At 71.7% G+C, this 15898-nt stretch carries 12 protein-coding genes and 1 pseudogene; 10 read left to right on the top strand and 3 right to left on the bottom strand.

The window, feature by feature from the left end:
* Window positions 1-20: 20 nt before the first annotated feature.
* A complete protein-coding gene (gene hisC, locus P3T29_RS23615) occupies window positions 21-1103 on the bottom strand; it encodes a histidinol-phosphate transaminase (RefSeq protein ID WP_280718601.1) in 1083 nt (360 codons plus the stop codon).
* A 141-nt stretch (window positions 1104-1244) separates the two neighbouring features.
* Window positions 1245-2156 carry a hypothetical protein gene (locus P3T29_RS23620; RefSeq protein WP_280718602.1) on the bottom strand — a complete coding sequence of 304 codons (912 nt, stop codon included), beginning with the start codon at window positions 2154-2156 and terminating at the stop codon, window positions 1245-1247.
* A gap of 420 nt (window positions 2157-2576) precedes the next feature.
* Between P3T29_RS23620 and P3T29_RS23625 the strand changes: the two genes are divergently transcribed.
* The 10 genes from P3T29_RS23625 (at window position 2577) to P3T29_RS23670 (ending at window position 15610) form a co-directional block, all read left to right on the top strand.
* The gene (locus P3T29_RS23625; protein WP_280718603.1) at window positions 2577-4049 is read left to right on the top strand and encodes an amidase; all 1473 of its coding nucleotides are present in this window, start codon (window positions 2577-2579) and stop codon (window positions 4047-4049) included.
* Window positions 4037-4684 (top strand): thermostable hemolysin, encoded by a 648-nt coding sequence (locus P3T29_RS23630; protein WP_280718604.1) that lies wholly within the window; start codon window positions 4037-4039, stop codon window positions 4682-4684. Before P3T29_RS23625 ends, P3T29_RS23630 begins: the two co-directional genes overlap by 13 nt.
* Window positions 4671-7187, top strand: a complete 2517-nt coding sequence (locus tag P3T29_RS23635) for an AMP-binding protein (protein ID WP_280718605.1) — start codon at window positions 4671-4673, stop codon at window positions 7185-7187. The genes P3T29_RS23630 and P3T29_RS23635 overlap by 14 nt, the downstream gene beginning before the upstream one ends.
* Before the next feature lie 70 nt (window positions 7188-7257).
* Window positions 7258-7935 carry a class I SAM-dependent methyltransferase gene (locus P3T29_RS23640; RefSeq protein ID WP_280718606.1) on the top strand — a complete coding sequence of 226 codons (678 nt, stop codon included), beginning with the start codon at window positions 7258-7260 and terminating at the stop codon, window positions 7933-7935.
* Window positions 7936-7966: 31 nt separating this feature from the next.
* The gene (locus P3T29_RS23645; RefSeq protein WP_280718607.1) at window positions 7967-8896 is read left to right on the top strand and encodes an EamA family transporter; all 930 of its coding nucleotides are present in this window, start codon (window positions 7967-7969) and stop codon (window positions 8894-8896) included.
* Window positions 8889-10922, top strand: coding sequence for an FAD/NAD(P)-binding protein (locus P3T29_RS23650; RefSeq protein ID WP_280718608.1), 2034 nt, complete (start codon window positions 8889-8891; stop codon window positions 10920-10922). The genes P3T29_RS23645 and P3T29_RS23650 overlap by 8 nt, the downstream gene beginning before the upstream one ends.
* A complete protein-coding gene (locus P3T29_RS23655) occupies window positions 10919-12418 on the top strand; it encodes a lyase family protein (protein ID WP_280718609.1) in 1500 nt (499 codons plus the stop codon). Before P3T29_RS23650 ends, P3T29_RS23655 begins: the two co-directional genes overlap by 4 nt.
* 17 nt (window positions 12419-12435) lie before the next feature.
* Window positions 12436-13692, top strand: a complete 1257-nt coding sequence (locus P3T29_RS23660; RefSeq protein WP_280718610.1) for a 3-deoxy-7-phosphoheptulonate synthase class II — start codon at window positions 12436-12438, stop codon at window positions 13690-13692.
* Window positions 13689-14831 carry a hypothetical protein gene (locus P3T29_RS23665; RefSeq protein ID WP_280718611.1) on the top strand — a complete coding sequence of 381 codons (1143 nt, stop codon included), beginning with the start codon at window positions 13689-13691 and terminating at the stop codon, window positions 14829-14831. Before P3T29_RS23660 ends, P3T29_RS23665 begins: the two co-directional genes overlap by 4 nt.
* Before the next feature lie 14 nt (window positions 14832-14845).
* Window positions 14846-15610 carry an isocitrate lyase/phosphoenolpyruvate mutase family protein gene (locus P3T29_RS23670; RefSeq protein WP_280718653.1) on the top strand — a complete coding sequence of 255 codons (765 nt, stop codon included), beginning with the start codon at window positions 14846-14848 and terminating at the stop codon, window positions 15608-15610.
* 80 nt (window positions 15611-15690) lie between these two features.
* On the opposite strand, the pseudogene P3T29_RS23675 reads toward P3T29_RS23670, so the two are convergent.
* Window positions 15691-15822 (bottom strand): annotated as a pseudogene (locus P3T29_RS23675) (type III polyketide synthase); the annotation flags it as partial.
* Between the last annotated feature and the right edge of the window lie 76 nt (window positions 15823-15898).

Below are 15898 nucleotides of genomic sequence, written 5' to 3' on the forward strand. Positions count from 1 at the left end.
TTCTGTGGTTGGCCAGTTGCCTAGAACTTGGCCGCGATCTCCAGGACGAGGTCGTTGGCCGCCGGCTCGCCGATGGTGACGCGGACGCCCACGCCGGGGAAGGCGCGTACCTGGACACCGGCGGCGGCGCAGGCCTCGCCGAAGGCGGTGGCCCGGTCGCCCAGCGGGAGCCAGAAGAAGTTGGCCTGGGTGGGCGGCACCGGCAGGCCGAGCGCGCGCAGGGCGGCCACCACCCGATCCCGCTCGTCCACCAACGTGCTCACCCGGTCCATGAGTTCGGTCTCGGCTCGGAGTGAGGCCAGGGCCGCCGTCTGCGCGATCCCGGTGATGCCGAACGGTACCGAGCAGGCCCGCAGCGCCGCCGCGACCGGCTCGTGGGCGACGGCGAAGCCGACCCGCAGGCCGGCCAGCCCGTACGCCTTGGAGAAGGTGCGCAGCACGGCGAGGTTGGGGCGGTCGCGATAGAGCTCGATGCCGTCCGGGACCTCGGGGTCGCGGACGAATTCCCGGTAGGCCTCGTCGAGTACCACCAGGACGTCACCGGGAACGCGGTCCAGAAAGCGCTCCAGTTCCGCCCGGCGGACGACGGTGCCGGTGGGGTTGTTCGGATTGCAGACGATGACCAGTCCGGTCCGGTCGGTGACGGCGTCGGCCAGCGCATCCAGGTCGTGTGCGTACTCTCGCAGCGGGACCCGGACGGAACGGACCCCGGCTATTTCCGCGAGGTGCGGATAGGCTTCGAACGACGGCCAGGCGTACAGGACTTCGTCATCTTCCGAGCAGGTGGCCTGCAGCAGCTGCTTGATGATGCCGACCGAACCGGTGCCGGTCGCCACGTGCTCCGGCGGGACGCCGTACCGTTCGGCGATCGCCGTGGTGAGCTCGGTGACGGCCATGTCCGGGTACCGGTGCAGCCCGCCCGACGCGGCCACCACCGCCTCCCGCACCGACGGCAGCGGCGGGTAGGGGTTCTCGTTGGCGGCGAGCAGGTGAGTCACCGGCACGTGAGTCACCGGCACGTGAGTCACCGGCGCGGCGCCGGGCGGACGGGCCGGCTTGGGGGCGGCGTCGGTGACGGCTGAGCGCAGTCGCGGATGGGTCATCTCGTGCACCTTTCTCGGTGGAGTACAGGCGGAGTACGGGTGTGGTGGTGCGGTCGGAGGTCCCCCGCTCGCAGACTTCCGCACGGTGGGGCGCGGGGCGGTGGCGCGCGGGGGAGGGGGTGACTCGCCGCTCCGGCAGGGTTATTCCTGCTCCTGGAGGGCCTCCTCCATCCCCATCAGATAACCGAGTTGGAGCCGGTGTTGAGCCTGGTACTCGTCCTTGAGATGCGCGACATGGGCCTGCAGCGAGCGCAGGCTAATGCCGAGTCGGCGGGCGATCTCCTTGTCGGAACGCCCTTCGATAAGTAACCGGCGGATTGTGTCACGTAGCGCCGGTATGACTTCGGGCGCGGCCTCGGCGGCGCGTACCGGCAGGAACGGATAGGGCTCCGCGCGGTCCCAGGCCCGCTCGAAGATGTCGGCCAGGAATCGCACCACGGCGGGCTCTTCGATCCGTATCGCCGTGGTCCGGTCGGAGGTGGCCGGGATGAACACGACAAGCCGGTCGACGATGATGAGGCGGTCGAAGAATTCGGGGAGCGTCCGGATGAGTACGCCGTAATTCGCCACCTCCCGCACGTAGCGCTTGGTGGCTTCGTCGAAGCGGGTGCTGTGCTGGTAGAGGGTGCGCATCCGGACGCCGGCGGCGATCCGGGTGCGCACCGCGCTCAGGGCGTTGTCGAGGACCAACTGCGGGCGTGGGCCGTCCGGTTGGGCGGTGAGGATCTCGTGCTGGGCGTGGTCGAGCGCCTCCTGGATGGCCTCGTTGATCTGCGTGAGTCCTTGGATGGCGGCGAAGTACTGCGTGTCACCGGGCGCCTGCGGTGTGCTGTCGGGAACTTCTTCGGATTGATCTCGGACGGTCCGTCTGGCCTCTTCGGCGACGCGTTGCGAAAGGTCCGCAAGGGCGGCGGCGATGGCGTGAAGACCGTTGTCGACTTCGGAAGGCTGGACGTCGACGGAGTCCTCGGACGGGTCTGCGGGGTGGACCGGCGGTGTCGGTCGAAGCTCCACTCCTCCGCCCGGACTGTCCTCGTTGTCACGTTTCTTCATCAAAAGGATCCTTCGCTTCCCGGCAGTGCGCCGACCCGAAGGATCATAGCTCTCCCCAACTCACCCTCGGCGGGGGAAGGTTGGTACTCAAGGACGGGCTCGGACGATCGCCCCGGTCCTTTTCGGATCTCTTCGGTCTCCAAAAGAAGCACATTCCTGGAAGAGGGAACGAGAAATGAAGCGCAGGGATTCTGACTCCGCCACATGGCGGTCCCGGTGTGGCCTGGTATTCAGCGCCGCAGCCCTTGCGGTGACGGCATTCATCGCCGTCGGGAATTCGGCCGTGACCGGCCATGGAGCGACTGGAGCGGCCGGGGTGGCTGCAGCGGCTGCGGTCGGCGCCGAGGATGTGGGTTGGAACTGACGTCACGTCAGATATGCCGTCCGCCGCATGTCGGCACAGTCGGGGAGGGATGAGGGATGCACGGTACGGGGGAGTTGCGCGGTCTGGACGGACTCGCGCAGGCCGAGCTGATCGCCAAGGGCGAGCTGACGGAGCGCGAGTTGACCGAGGCGGCCATCGAGCGCATCGAGTCCTACGACGGCAGCGTCAACGCCGTTGTCATTCCACACTTCGAGCAGGCCCTCGCCGAACTTGCCGAACTCGCGCTCGCGGGAAGGCCGGAGGGTCGGACCACCGGTCCGCTGCACGGAGTGCCCTTCCTGCTGAAGGACCTCGGCCCGTCCGCCGCCGGTATCGAAGCCACGCTGGGCTCGGCCTTCATGGCCGGCTACACGCCGAGCGCGGGCAGCGAGCTGGTGGCGCGGTTCCGGCGGGCCGGGCTGCGGGTGCTCGGCAAGACCAACAGTGCGGAGTTCGGCGTGCTGCCGACGACCGAGCCCCGCTTCCACGGCGCGACCCGTAACCCCTGGGACCTCACTCGCAGCGCCGGTGGCTCAAGTGGCGGTTCGGCGGCCGCGGTTGCGGCCGGCCTGGTGCCGGTGGCGCACGCCAACGACGCGGGCGGATCGATCCGCATCCCGGCTGCCGCCTGCGGCGTGTTCGGCCTGAAGCCGACCAGGGCCCGGACCCCGCTGGGGCCCTCGGTCGGTGACCTGATGAACGGTCTGGCCTCCGAGCACGTCGTCACCCGTTCGGTCCGCGACAGCGCGGCGGTGCTCGATGCGGTGGCCGGTCCGTCGATCGGCGACCCGTACTGGGCGCCGCCGGCCGGCCCCGACTCCTACCTGAGCGCCACCCTCCGCGACCCCGCCCGGCCACTGCGGATCGCCGTCAGCACCGCACCGGCCGTCGGTCCGGTGGACCCGGAGTGCGTCGCGGCGGTCGAGCGGACGGCTCGGCTGTGCGCGGAGCTCGGCCACCAAGTCGTATGGACGGAGCCGACGGTGGGCTTCGCCGACCTGGTCGACCCCTTCCTGGTGGTCTGGGCGGCCGGAGTGTCCTCCGCGATCACCGCCGCCGGGCTGCTGAGCGGCCGTACCCCCGCCCCGGAGCTCTTCGAGGAGCTGACCTGGAGCCTGTACGAGCGCGGGCGCGCCATCAGCGCCGCCGACTACCTGCTCGCCGTCATCCGGCTCCAGCAGGCGGCCCGGACGCTGGGCCGGTTCCAGGAGGACTACGACGCCCTGCTGACCCCCACCACCGCCTCACCGGCCCCGGAGCTCGGCAGCTTCTCCCAGGGTACCCCCGACCAACAGATGGCCCGGGCCGTGGAGTTCGTCCACGAGTCCCCGCTGGCCAACCTCACCGGCCAGCCGGCCGTGTCGGTCCCGCTGCAGTGGACGGCCGACGGGCTCCCGGTCGGCGTGCACTTCACAGGACGATTCGGCGACGAGGCGGGCCTGCTCTCCCTCGCCGCGCAACTGGAGCGCGCCCAGCCCTGGGCCCAGCGGCTCCCCGAACTCCGTGCGGAGACCTCATGCTCAAGATAAGCATCGCGCGGCGACTGTCAGACCCCTGGCTGGCCGCCGCCGACCTCGTCAGAAAGACCTACGCGAGAACCTACGAGGCGCAGGTGATGCCCGATCCCGACCGCTTCATCGTCGGGCACTTCGAGGACGCTGTGATCGCCTGCGCCGGTATCGCCTACGCGAACGGTGGTCCGTTCTTCTCCGAGCGCTACCTCGACGCGCCGATCGACGTCGAGCTGGAACGGCGGTTCGGTGTGCCGGTGGCCCGGGACCGGGTGATCGAGGTCGGCGCGCTGGCCAGCTGCTGCAAGGGCTCCGGCCAGGAAATGATCAAGATCACGCCCGTCATCGCCTGGACCCTGGGCATGGAGTACATCCTCTGCACGGCCACCAGCGGCCTGCGGGAGTCCCTGGAGACCGCCGGCATCGACTTCACCCCGCTCGGCGACGCCGAGCCCGACGGCCTGGAGCCGGACGAGCGCCGCGCGTGGGGCAGTTACTACGAGCGGAAGCCGCAGGTCGGCGTCATCTCGCTGCGGGTGATCTCCCCGCTGTTCGCCCAAGCCACCGGCCGGTACTCGTTCCTCGACCCCGAAGTGACGCTGCTCGGCGACGCCATGCACTCCCAGGAGGTGTCCGGCCATGCGGGACGTTGAGAACGCGCTCGGCAGGTACGCCGACACCGACCGTCCGCTGGTCCAGGTCCTCGACCTGAACGGCGAGCAGGCGGACGGGTTCAGCTACCGGCAGATCACCCGCGCCGCCCGGCAGTTGGCCGACCAGTTGGCGGACCGGCAGACCACGGGAGCCCGGCTCCGGGTCGGCGTGGTCTGCGGCAACACCCCCGAATTCGTCGTGGCGGACCTGGCGTTGCTCGCCGGGCGGGCCGTCGAGGTCCCGGTGCCGCTCGCCTTCACCCGTGAACAGGCCTCCGGGATGCTGGAGTTGATCGACGTCCTGCTGACCGACGGGCCCGGCCGCCGTCGGCTCGCGGAGTGGGGCGAGGCGCAGGTGCTGCCCGCCGGCTGTCCGGTGGTCGACGTCGAGCTGTCGGAGCTGCTCGCCACCGCGAGCCGCCCGTACTCCGTCGATCCCGTCGACGCGGACTGGGTCTGCAAGGTCATCCACACCTCCGGCACCACCTCGCGCCCCAAGGGCGTGCGGATCCGGGCGAACGGGATCGGCGCGCTGATCGCCTCGCTGAGCGCGGTGATGCCCGCCGAGGCGTTCGGCCGCTACCTGTCCACCGTGCCGTTCAGCCTGCTGATCGAGCAGGTGACGGGTCTCTACATGGTGCTGCTGGACGGCGGTTGCGTCACCCTGCTGCCCCAACAGGCGGCCCTGGTCGGCACCTCGGCCGACGCCTCCGACGGCATCCTGCGCTACCTGCGGGCCGCCCGGCCGACCGCACTGGTCGCCACCCCGGCGCTGGCGGGCGCGTTGGCGACCGCCGCCAAGTCCGCCCGCGCGGCGGGCCGGGAGGTCGCCCCGGCGCTCTTCGGCACTGATGAGGTGCCGTTGGTCTGCTGCGGCGGAGCGCCCGTCCACCCGGACGTGCTACGGGAGTTGGACGAGCTCGGCCTCCCCGTGTACGAGGGCTACGGCCTCTCCGAGAACAGCTCGGTGGTCAGCTGGAACACGCCCGCCGCCCGGCGGTTCGGTACGGTCGGCCGACCGCTGCCGCACGTCCGGGTGGCGCTCGGCGAGGACGGCGAACTGCTGGTCAACAGCACCTCGTTGTTCGACGGCTACACCCGCGACGACCCGACCAGCTGCCCGGTCCTGGACGGCTGGCTGTACACCGGCGACCTGGCCGAGATCGACGCCGACGGGTTCGTCACGATCACCGGACGCAAGAAGAACGTCATCATCACCTCGGTCGGCCGGAACGTCGCCCCCGAATGGGTCGAGGCGCAGTACGCCCGGCTGCCCTTCGTCCAGGCGGTCGCCGTGGTCGGCAACCAACTGCCGGTGCTGCACGGCCTGTTCGTGATCCGGCCGGACACCGATCCGGAGCAGGCGCGGGCCGCCCTCGCCGCCTTCGGCCGCGAGCACCTCTCCGAGGTCGAGCAGGTCGGCCGGCTCCGCCTCGCCACCGCCGACGAGCCCTCGTACCACCGGTTCTTCACCGTCACCGGACGCCCGATGCGCGCTGCCATCGAGCGGGCGATCCACGACGGGGACCTCGAAACCATCACCACGGCCACGGCAACGGCCGTCTCAGGGAACGAAGAGGAGAAGCGGATGTCCACCGTCCAGCCCTACGGCAGCGGTTCGGGCCGGCTGGTGCTCGCGGCGCCCGGCCAGGACTCGCTGGGAGAGCTGGCCCCCGAGTACGTCACGCGGCTCCTCGCCGAGGCCGGATTCCTCGTGCTGCGCGGCTTCCGGCCGGACCTGGAGGCGTTCTCGCTCTTCGTCAAGAACCACTCCGACCGGGTCACCCTCGACCCGGCGCGCTCCTTCCACGGCGGCGACGTCGCGCAGAAGGTCGACGCCGGGACGGACGCGGTGGGCCTGCACCTGGAGAACGGCAACAGCCCCTTCCGCCCGGACCTCACCTGGTTCCTCTGCGAGAAGGCGGCGGCCAGCGGCTCGCAGACCACCGTCTGCGACGGCTACCGGGTCTGGGACGCCGTCGGGGAGGAGGCCAGGACGGCCTTCGCCGCCCAGGACATCCAGTACAGCCGACGGGTCGAGGAGCCCAAGTGGAGGGCGTTCGCCTTCCACCGGCTGGGCGGCGTCAAGCCGCTCGACGAGATCACCCTGGACGACTTCACCGGCCTGGTCGAGGATCCGGAGAGCACCGTCGTCGAACCGCTGCCGGACGGCTCCGTCACGTACGCGTACCGCACCCCGGCGGCCCACCGGACGCTCTTCGGCGACCGGCTCTCCTGGGCCAACAGCATCTTCGGCCCCTCGTACAACTACGAGAAGCCGGTGATCACCTTCGCCGACGGCAGCGAGCTGCCCGCCGCCCTGCTGGCCGAGCTGGAGCGCGTCACCGCACAGGTGACCGAGGACGTCGAGTGGCAGGACGGGGACGTCGTGCTCATCGACAACACCCGTGTGATGCACGGTCGCAGAGCCATCGAGGACCCGGATCGGACCATCTACAACGCGCAGAGCTACCTCCGGCGCGACCTGCTCCCCGGCTCCTGAACAGCCCCGCCCGGAGCCCGTCCACAGCCCATGTCCGGCGCTCACCCGCAGACCACACCAGGAGTCCGCCATGCCCGCGTACGAAAACCCGAACAGCCTGCACGATCCCAAAGTGGCCCAGGTCCTCGCCGCCCTCTACGAGGCTTCGCGGCAGGACGACGAGATCGTCGGCCGGGCACTGGCCGGTGTCGCCGGGCGGGCCGCCCCGCCGTCGCTGGAGGAGTCCGTCGAGCTGGTCGCCGAGGCCCTGCTGCCCGTCCAGCCGCGCGTGGGCGAGCTGCTCTACCTGCTGGTGCGCTCACTGCGGCCGACCCATGTGGTGGAGTTCGGCACCTCCTTCGGCATCTCGCTGATCCACCTCGCCGCCGGCGTCCGGGACAACGGGTTCGGCAGCGTCGTCGGCTCCGAGCTCAGCGCCTCCAAGGTCGTCCAGGCCCGGAAGAACCTGGCCTCGGTGGGCCTGGCGGACGTGGTGGAGATCCGCGAGGGCGACGCCCGCGAGACCCTCGCCTCCGTACCCGGCCCGATCGACCTGATCCTGCTGGACGGGTGGAAGGACCTCTGCCTGCCCGTCCTCGAACTGCTCGAACCGAAGATGCACCCCGGCACGGTGGTGCTCGCCGACAACCTGTCGATGCTCCCGCAGGAGTACCTGGACCGGGTGCGCACCGGCGGTGACTACGTGTCGGTCGACCTCCCGGTCGGCGAGGGCATCGAGCTCTCCACCCGTATCACCGCTGCCCCCTGAGCGCCGGTCCACAACGGCAAAGGACTCCATCATGGGCCGTCGAGCCTCCTCCCTGCGGTACACCGCCGCCATCGCCCCGATGATCTGGGGCACCACCTACATCGCCACCACCGAGTGGCTGCCCCCGGGCCGCCCGCTGTTCGCCGCGCTGGCCCGGGCCCTGCCCACCGGCATCCTGCTCCTGCTGTGGCGCGGCACGCTGCCGCGCGGCATCTGGATCTGGCGGGCGCTGGCGCTGGGCATCCTCAACATCGGCGCGTTCTTCGCCTTCGCCTTCGTCGGGGCCTACCGGCTGCCCGGCGGGGTGGCGGCGGTGGCCGGTTCGCTGCAGCCGATCATCGTGATCCTGCTGGTGACGATGGTCTTCGGATCGCGCATCCGGGCACTCCAGTTGGGGGCCGCGGTGCTCGGCACGGCCGGCATGGTGATGCTGGTGGCCGGTGCCGCGACCCACCTGGACGCGCTCGGCGTCGCGGCGGCGCTCGGCGGGGCCGTCTCGATGGCCTCCGGCACGGTGCTGACCAAGAAGTGGGGCCGTCCCCCGGGCGTCTCGCTCCGGGTCTTCAGCGGCTGGCAACTGCTCGCCGGCGGGCTGGTCCTGCTGCCGCTCACCGTCCTGGTCGAGGGTCTGCCGACCCACCTGACGCCGGTGAACGTCTTCGGCTACGGCTACCTCGCGCTGATCTCCAGCGCCTTCGCCTACCCCCTCTGGTTCCGGGGCATCGAGCAGTTCACCCCCTCTGCGGTGACCTTCCTCGCCCTGCTCAGCCCGGTCGTCGCCTCCCTGGTCGGCTACCTGGTGCTGGACCAGTCCTTCACAGTCTGGCAACTGACCGGGATCGCCATGATCCTCCTCGCGGTGGTCGGGGGGCAACGGAGCCCCGCGCCGAGATCCGCAGCCGTACCCGCACCAATTCCCGCGCCCCTCGCTGAGCCCGCTCGGGTGGGGTCCGATGTCTAGCGAGATCGGAGAGCAGTCCGTGAACACCAACCACGTGAACAGCCACCTGAACAGCAGCAGCCGGGTGGAGATCGGCATCGTCGGGGCAGGCCCGCGCGGACTCTCCGTCCTGGAGCGGCTGTGCGCCAACGAGCGCAAGTCCCCGTCGGCCGAACGGCTCACGGTCCACGTCGTGGATCCGTCCCCGGCTGGAGCCGGCCGGGTGTGGCGCACCGTGCAGCCCCGCCACCTCCTGATGAACACCGTCGCCTCACAGGTGACGATCTTCACCGACGACAGTGTGAACATCGACGGCCCGCTGGAGGAGGGGCCCGCGCTGTACACCTGGGCGAAGCTGCTCGCGCACGGCGCCCTGGACGACCTCCCGGGCCCGGTGAGCGACGAAACCCTGGCCGAGGCCCGCGACTTGGGCCCGGACTCCTACCCGACCCGCGCGCTCTACGGCACCTACCTCTCCTGGGTGTTCAGCCGGGTGGTCGCCGGTGCGCCCGCGCACGTCGAGATCTGCCTGCACCGCTCGCGCGCCGTCGCCCTCGACGACGAGGAGACCGGCCCGGGCGGGACCCAGGAACTGCTGCTGGAGGACGGCACCCGGCTGACCGGACTGGCGGCGGTCGTGCTGGCACTCGGCCATGTCCCGTTGCTCGCTTCGGAGTCGGAGATCGGGTTCGCCGCCTTCGCCGGCGCCAACGGCCTGAACTACGTCTCTCCGGCCAACCCGGCGGACGTCGACCTGAGCGTCATCGCCCCCGGCGAGACGGTGGCACTGCGCGGGCTCGGGCTGAACTTCTTCGACCACATGGCCCTGCTCACCGTCGGCCGTGGCGGCTCCTTCGACCGGGACGACCAGGGCAAGCTGGTCTACCGCCCCTCCGGCACCGAACCGCACCTGGTCGCCGGTTCGCGCCGGGGCATCCCGTACCACGCGCGCGGCGACAACGAGAAGGGCGCGCACGGCCGTTACCTGCCCCGGCTGCTCACTCCCGAGTGGATCGGCGGGCTGAAGGACCGCGCGGCCGAGGGCGGCTGGGTCAACTTCGGCACCGACCTGTGGCCGCTGATCTCCAAGGAGGTGCGCAGCGTCTACTACTCCACCCTGCTGACCGCCCGCGCGGACGGCACCGACGTGAGCCGCTTCCTGGAGCGCTACCTTGGCGTGGCGGACGGCCCGGACGAGGACCGGCTGCTCGACGAGGCCCGCGTCACCCAGGCCGACCGCTGGGACTGGGAGCGGATCGGAAACCCGTACGGCGACCGGGAGTTCGCCGACTCGGCCGAGTTCAAGGCCTGGCTCCTGGAGCACCTGGCCGCCGACGTCCGGGCGGCCCGGCTCGGGAACGTCAGCGGTCCGTTGAAGGCAGCCCTCGACGTGCTGCGCGACCTGCGCAACGAGATCCGGATGGTGGTCGACCACGGCGGGCTGGAGGGCAACTCGCACCGCGACGAGCTCGAATCCTGGTACACCCCGCTCAACGCCTTCCTGTCGATCGGCCCGCCCGCCTCCCGGATCGAGGAGCTGGTCGCGCTGATGGAGGCAGGTGTGGTGGAGATCGCCGGACCGGGGATGCGGGTCCGGGCCGAGGACGAGGAGTCGGCCTTCGTCGTGACGGCGGGCCGGATACCCGGACTGCGGGTCCTGGCCACCACCCTGATCGAGGCCCGGCTGCCCGAGCCGGACCTGCGTCGCACCGCCGACCCGCTGCTGCGGCACCTGCTGGCCAGTGGCCAGTGCCGCCCGTACCGGATCCACGGCGCCGCCGGGACGGAGTACGAGACCGGCGGTCTGGCCGTGACCGGCCGCCCCTACCGGGTGGTCGACGCCCAGGGACAGGCGCACCCCAGGCGGTTCGCGTACGGGGTGCCCACCGAGTCCGTGCACTGGGTCACGGCCGCCGGGATCCGGCCGGGCGTCGGTTCGGTCACCCTGGAGGACTCCGACGCGATCGTCCAGGCGGTGCGGTCGCTGCCGCCCGTGCCCGCCCGGCAGGCCTGTGCCGGAGCGGCCGTCGGACGGCCCAGCTCGTGAGCGATCGGATCGAACTCGACACCGGGCTGCTCTCCCCGGTCCGGGCGGGCACCCCCGCCGAGACGGCCACCGGCGACCGGGCCTGGCTGCAGGCCATGCTCGACGCCGAGGCCGCGCTCGCCCGGGCCCAGGCCGGGCTCGGCACCCTGCCGGCCGCCGCCGCCAAGGTGATCACCGAGCGGGCGCGCGCCGAACTGCTGGACGTGCGCGCCCTCTCGCTGGCCGCCAGGGAGACGGCAAACCCGGTGGTCGGCCTCGTCCGGGCGTTCACGGCCCTGGTGGCCGAGGCCGACCCCGGTGCGGCCGAGTACGTGCACCGGGGCTCCACCAGCCAGGACGTGATGGACACCGGCAGCATGCTGGTCGCCGCCCGCACGCTCCGGCTGATCACGGCCGACCTGCGACGGACGGCGGCGGCGCTCGGCCGGCTGATGACCGAGCACCGGGACACCCCGGCCGTCGCCCGTACCCTCGCGCTGCACGCGGTGCCGAGCACCTTCGGCCTCAAGGTGGCGGGCTGGCGCCACCTGGTGCTGGACTCCGTCGAGCGGCTGGAACGCGTCCTGGACGGGGGGCTGCCCATCTCGCTCGGCGGCGCGGCGGGCACCCTGGCCGGCTACCTGGAGTACGCGGGGGTGGACGCCGAAGGCGGCGCTCCGGTCGATCCGGGCGACTACCTGGACCGGCTCGCCGCCGCCTACGCGGCCCAGACCGGGCTCGCCGTCCCCGTACTGCCCTGGCACGCGCTGCGCACCCCGGTCGCCGACCTCGCCGCCGCGCTCGCCCACACCGCCGGGGCGCTCGGCAAGTTCGCGGCCGACGTCCAGGTGCTGGCCCGGACCGAGATCGCCGAGGTCTGCGAGCCGGCCCCCGCCGGGCGCGGGGTGTCCTCCGCGATGCCGCACAAGCGCAACCCCGTACTGGCCACCATGATCCGGTCGGCCGCCTTGCAAGTCCCGGTACTGGCAGCCGGGTTGACCCAGTGCCTGGTCGCCGAGGACGAGCGGTCGGCCGGTGTCTGGCACGCCGAGTGGCAGCTGCTGCGGGACTGCCTCCGGGTGGCCGGCGGCGCGGCCCACACGGCCGTGGAACTGGCCGAGAACCTTGACCTCGACCCGGCGCGGATGCGGGCCAACCTCGATCTCACCGGCGGCCAGGTCGTCGCCGAGCGGATCGTGGCGGTGCTGGCACCCCGGCTCGGCAAGTCGGTGGCCCGCACCCTGCTCACCGACGCCTCCACCACCGCCGACCGTGACGCCGTCCCGCTCGGCGAGGTCCTGGCCGCGCTTCCGCAGTTGCAAGGAGTCCTCGGCCAGGGTGAGTTGGCCGGACTGCTCGACCCTGTCCGATACACCGGCGCGGCGGGACCACTCGTCGACCGGGCCGTGCTGCGCACCCCGGGCGAGCGCCCGGGGGACATCCCGGGTGCATCCGCCGACATCGACGCCGATATCGACAGCGACATCGTCTTCGCCGACGCCGCCACCCTGCCCTGACGAGGATCGAAAGAGCCATGACTGTCACTGACCTCATAGCCTCGTACGACCCCGCCCTCGCTCCCGACCCCCTCGCTCCGGACCCCCTCGTTCCAGGGCATGTCTCGTGGCGCGACCTGCCCGCCGCCCAACAACCCGACTGGCCGGATCAGAGCGCACTGGCGGCGGTCATGGCCGACCTCGGCAGCTGTGCACCCCTGGTCCTGCCGGAGGAGTCCGACCGGCTCCGCGACCGGCTGGCCGCCGTCGCCCGTGGCGAGGCCGTCCTGATCCAGGGCGGCGACTGCGCGGAGACCTTCGGGGGCACCTCGGAGCGCCAGATCCGGGCCAAGCTCACCACCTTGGACCAGATGGCCACCGTGCTGTCCGCCGCCGCCGGGCTGCCGGCGATCCGGATCGGCCGGATCGCCGGCCAGTACTCCAAGCCCCGGTCGAACCCGACCGAGGTGATCGACGGCCTCGAACTCCCGGTCTACCGGGGCGACTCGGTCAACAGCGTCGAGTTCACCCCGGAGGCCCGCCGCCCCGACCCGGAGCGGCTGCGGCGTGCCTACCACTCCTCGGCCGTGACCCTGAACCTGATCCGCGCGGTCACCGGCGGCGCGGAGACCGAGGCGGTCTACACCAGCCACGAGGCGCTCATCCTCGACTACGAAGCGGCCCTCACCCGGCGGGACAGCCGCACCGGCCGGTACTACGCCGGCTCTGGACACCTGCTCTGGATCGGCGAGCGGACCCGCCAACTGGACGGCGCCCACCTGGCGTTCGCCGCCCGGGTCGACAACCCGGTGGCCGTGAAGCTGGGTCCCTCGGCCACCGCCGACGAGGCCATGGCGCTGATCGACCTGCTCGACCCGGAGCGCGAACCCGGGCGGCTCACCTTCATCACCCGGATGGGCGCGCGGCAGATCCGTGACGTACTGCCCGAGTTGGTGGCGAAGGTGACGGCCTCGGGGGCGCAGGTGGCCTGGGTCTGCGACCCGATGCACGGCAACACCTTCACCTCGCCCACCGGCCACAAGACCCGCCGGGTGGCGGACATCGCCGACGAGGCCGAGGGCTTCCTCGCCGTGCACCGGGAACTCGGCACCCACCCCGGCGGCTTCCACCTGGAGTTCACCGGCGACTTCGTGACCGAGTGCGTCGGCGGCACGGACGAGGTGACGTTCGAGGACCTCGGCCGCCGGTACGAGAGCACCTGCGACCCGCGCCTCAACCGGGGCCAGGCCCTCGACCTCGCCTTCTCGGTCGCCGACAGGTACCGATCCGCATGAACACCGCCACTCGCCCCGGCGGCCCCACCCGGCCCGACACCCCCGGCCGGATGACCACCCTTGCGGGCATGACCACCTTCGCCCGCCCGACCACCCTGGCGAGCCTCGCCAGCCTCGCCAGAAGGAGCACCGAGATGCCCACCTCCCCCGATCCCGGCGGGCCCGAGTCCGCCGGTGTCGCCGGTATCGCCGACGCCGTGCGGGCGGAACTGACCGACGTGATGCGGTTCGCGCATGTCAACACCTTCCACCCCAATGCCTTCGACTGGTCCGAGGCCGCCACCCCGGCCGAGCTGGAGTACCTCTCGGTGGTCGCCTTCGGCGAGCCCGGGCACGGCGCGAAGGCGGCCGCCTACATCGCCAAGGAGCTGGCCCAGCTCGCCGAGATCGAGCGTCACGTCAGCGCCGTCATGGCGCTGGCCATGGGCGAGTTGCACGATCTGCCGGACGCGGTCAACCACGGTCACGAGCTGCACCACGCGCTGTCCTGCTTCGCCGCCGAGGAGTTCCAGCACGCCAACACCTTCTACCGCTACGCGCGAGCGGTCTCGGGGATCGAACCCCGGGTCGCGAACGGCCTGTTCGAGGAGCGGCTGGCGGTCTTCCGGACGGACGACCACCCGTACGTGAAGCTGGTCGCGCTCTGCCTGTCGGCGTACGTCGGCGAGTCCGTGATCACCGTCTTCGAGCACCGGACGGACGCCCTGGACCCGGACCGCACCCGGTTCTTCACCCGGCTGCTGCACGCCCACGGCCTGGACGAGGCGCGGCACGTCAAGGTCGACCATGTCGCGATGAAGCTCATCCACCCGGCCCTCGGAGAGAGCGACCGCGAGCGGGTCCGGGCTTTGCTGGCCGAGATCGAGGATCTCAACCGACGGCTCGCCCAGAGCTTCGAGTCGGCCGTCTCGGCCGCGCTCGACCTCGACTTCACCACCGGGAACCCGGCGGCCGAGACCCAGTTGGCGATGGCCAAGGGCTTCGGCGCGGAGCTCTTCGCCGAGGACGGCACGCTGCGCACGGTCGACGAGATCCTCGGTGGCGACCTGCTCGACGGCGGCCTGCGCGAACTGGTGACCCGCTTCTCCGGCACCGACCGCATCCACACCACGGCCCGCCTCACGGGAGCGCTCCGATGACCGGTACCCAAGCAATGACCGGCACCGAGGCGATGACCGGCACCCAGGCCCGGGCGGCCGCGACGGCGTTCCGCGCCCTGCACCGGGGCCGTCCGGCCGCCGACCCCCTGGTCCTCGCCAACCCCTGGGACGCGGTCAGCGCCCGGGCCTTCGCCGAAGCCGGCTTCCCGGCGCTCGCCACCTCCAGTGGCGCGATCGCGGCCGTACTCGGGTACGCGGACGGCGAGCAGACCCCGGTGGACGAGATGTTCGCCGCCGTCGCCCGGATCGTCCGTTCGGTCGACGTCCCGGTGACGGCGGACCTCGAGGCCGGGTACGGCCTGCCCCCGGCGGAGCTGGTCGAACGGCTGCTGGCGGCCGGCGCGGTCGGCTGCAACCTGGAGGACTCCGACCCGGCCACCGGAAAGCTCAAGCCCATCGAGGAACACGCGGCCTGGCTCGCCGAGTTCCAGGCGGAGTCGGCCGGCCGCCTGGTACTCAACGCCCGCGTCGACACCTTCCTGTACGGGGACAAGGACGTCTCGGACGCCGTGGCCCGATCCCGGCGCTACGCGGAGGCGGGAGCCGACTGCGTCTACCCCATCCTCGCGCCGACGGACCTGCTCCCCGAGCTGGCGGCCGGCGCGGGCATCCCCGTCAACGCCCTCGCCCTCCCGGGCGGCCCGTCCCCGAAGCAACTCGGCCGCCTGGGCGCGACCCGGGTCACCTTCGGCCACACCCTCCACAACCGCATCACCGCCACCGTCCAGGACCTGGCCCGCGAGCTGTCCGGGGCATAGGCCCGGTCTGACAATCCCGCCGGGCGCTCGCCGCCGGGCATCCCGCCCCGGGATGCCCGGTGCCGCCCGGGGAAACTCTGTCACCAGCCCGCCAGGGCCATTTCGATTGTGGATCCCGGACCCATGGTCACGAATTCACCGAATTCACCGGGTTCGGTGCACCCTTCGGTGCGCAGCCGCTCGTGCGAGAACAGAAAGGACCCGCTGGAAAGGCCGCATTTTTTGCTGTGTGCACGAAGTTGCTGGGAGGCGGTACCGGCGCCCAGGATTCTCGGTTCCGCTGGGGGA

Source organism: Kitasatospora sp. MAP5-34 (genome assembly GCF_029894335.1).
Classification (GTDB): Bacteria; Actinomycetota; Actinomycetes; order Streptomycetales; family Streptomycetaceae; genus Kitasatospora.

Excerpts from the sequence above, each read along its gene's own strand:
- hisC (WP_280718601.1), bottom strand. The coding sequence starts at position 1,103 with ATGACCCATCCGCGACTGCGCTCAGCCGTCACCGACGCCGCCCCCAAG.
- P3T29_RS23620 (WP_280718602.1), bottom strand. The coding sequence starts at position 2,156 with ATGAAGAAACGTGACAACGAGGACAGTCCGGGCGGAGGAGTGGAGCTT.
- P3T29_RS23625 (WP_280718603.1), top strand. The coding sequence starts at position 2,577 with ATGCACGGTACGGGGGAGTTGCGCGGTCTGGACGGACTCGCGCAGGCC.
- P3T29_RS23630 (WP_280718604.1), top strand. The coding sequence starts at position 4,037 with ATGCTCAAGATAAGCATCGCGCGGCGACTGTCAGACCCCTGGCTGGCC.
- P3T29_RS23635 (WP_280718605.1), top strand. The coding sequence starts at position 4,671 with ATGCGGGACGTTGAGAACGCGCTCGGCAGGTACGCCGACACCGACCGT.
- P3T29_RS23640 (WP_280718606.1), top strand. The coding sequence starts at position 7,258 with ATGCCCGCGTACGAAAACCCGAACAGCCTGCACGATCCCAAAGTGGCC.
- P3T29_RS23645 (WP_280718607.1), top strand. The coding sequence starts at position 7,967 with ATGGGCCGTCGAGCCTCCTCCCTGCGGTACACCGCCGCCATCGCCCCG.
- P3T29_RS23650 (WP_280718608.1), top strand. The coding sequence starts at position 8,889 with ATGTCTAGCGAGATCGGAGAGCAGTCCGTGAACACCAACCACGTGAAC.
- P3T29_RS23660 (WP_280718610.1), top strand. The coding sequence starts at position 12,436 with ATGACTGTCACTGACCTCATAGCCTCGTACGACCCCGCCCTCGCTCCC.
- P3T29_RS23665 (WP_280718611.1), top strand. The coding sequence starts at position 13,689 with ATGAACACCGCCACTCGCCCCGGCGGCCCCACCCGGCCCGACACCCCC.
- P3T29_RS23670 (WP_280718653.1), top strand. The coding sequence starts at position 14,846 with ATGACCGGCACCGAGGCGATGACCGGCACCCAGGCCCGGGCGGCCGCG.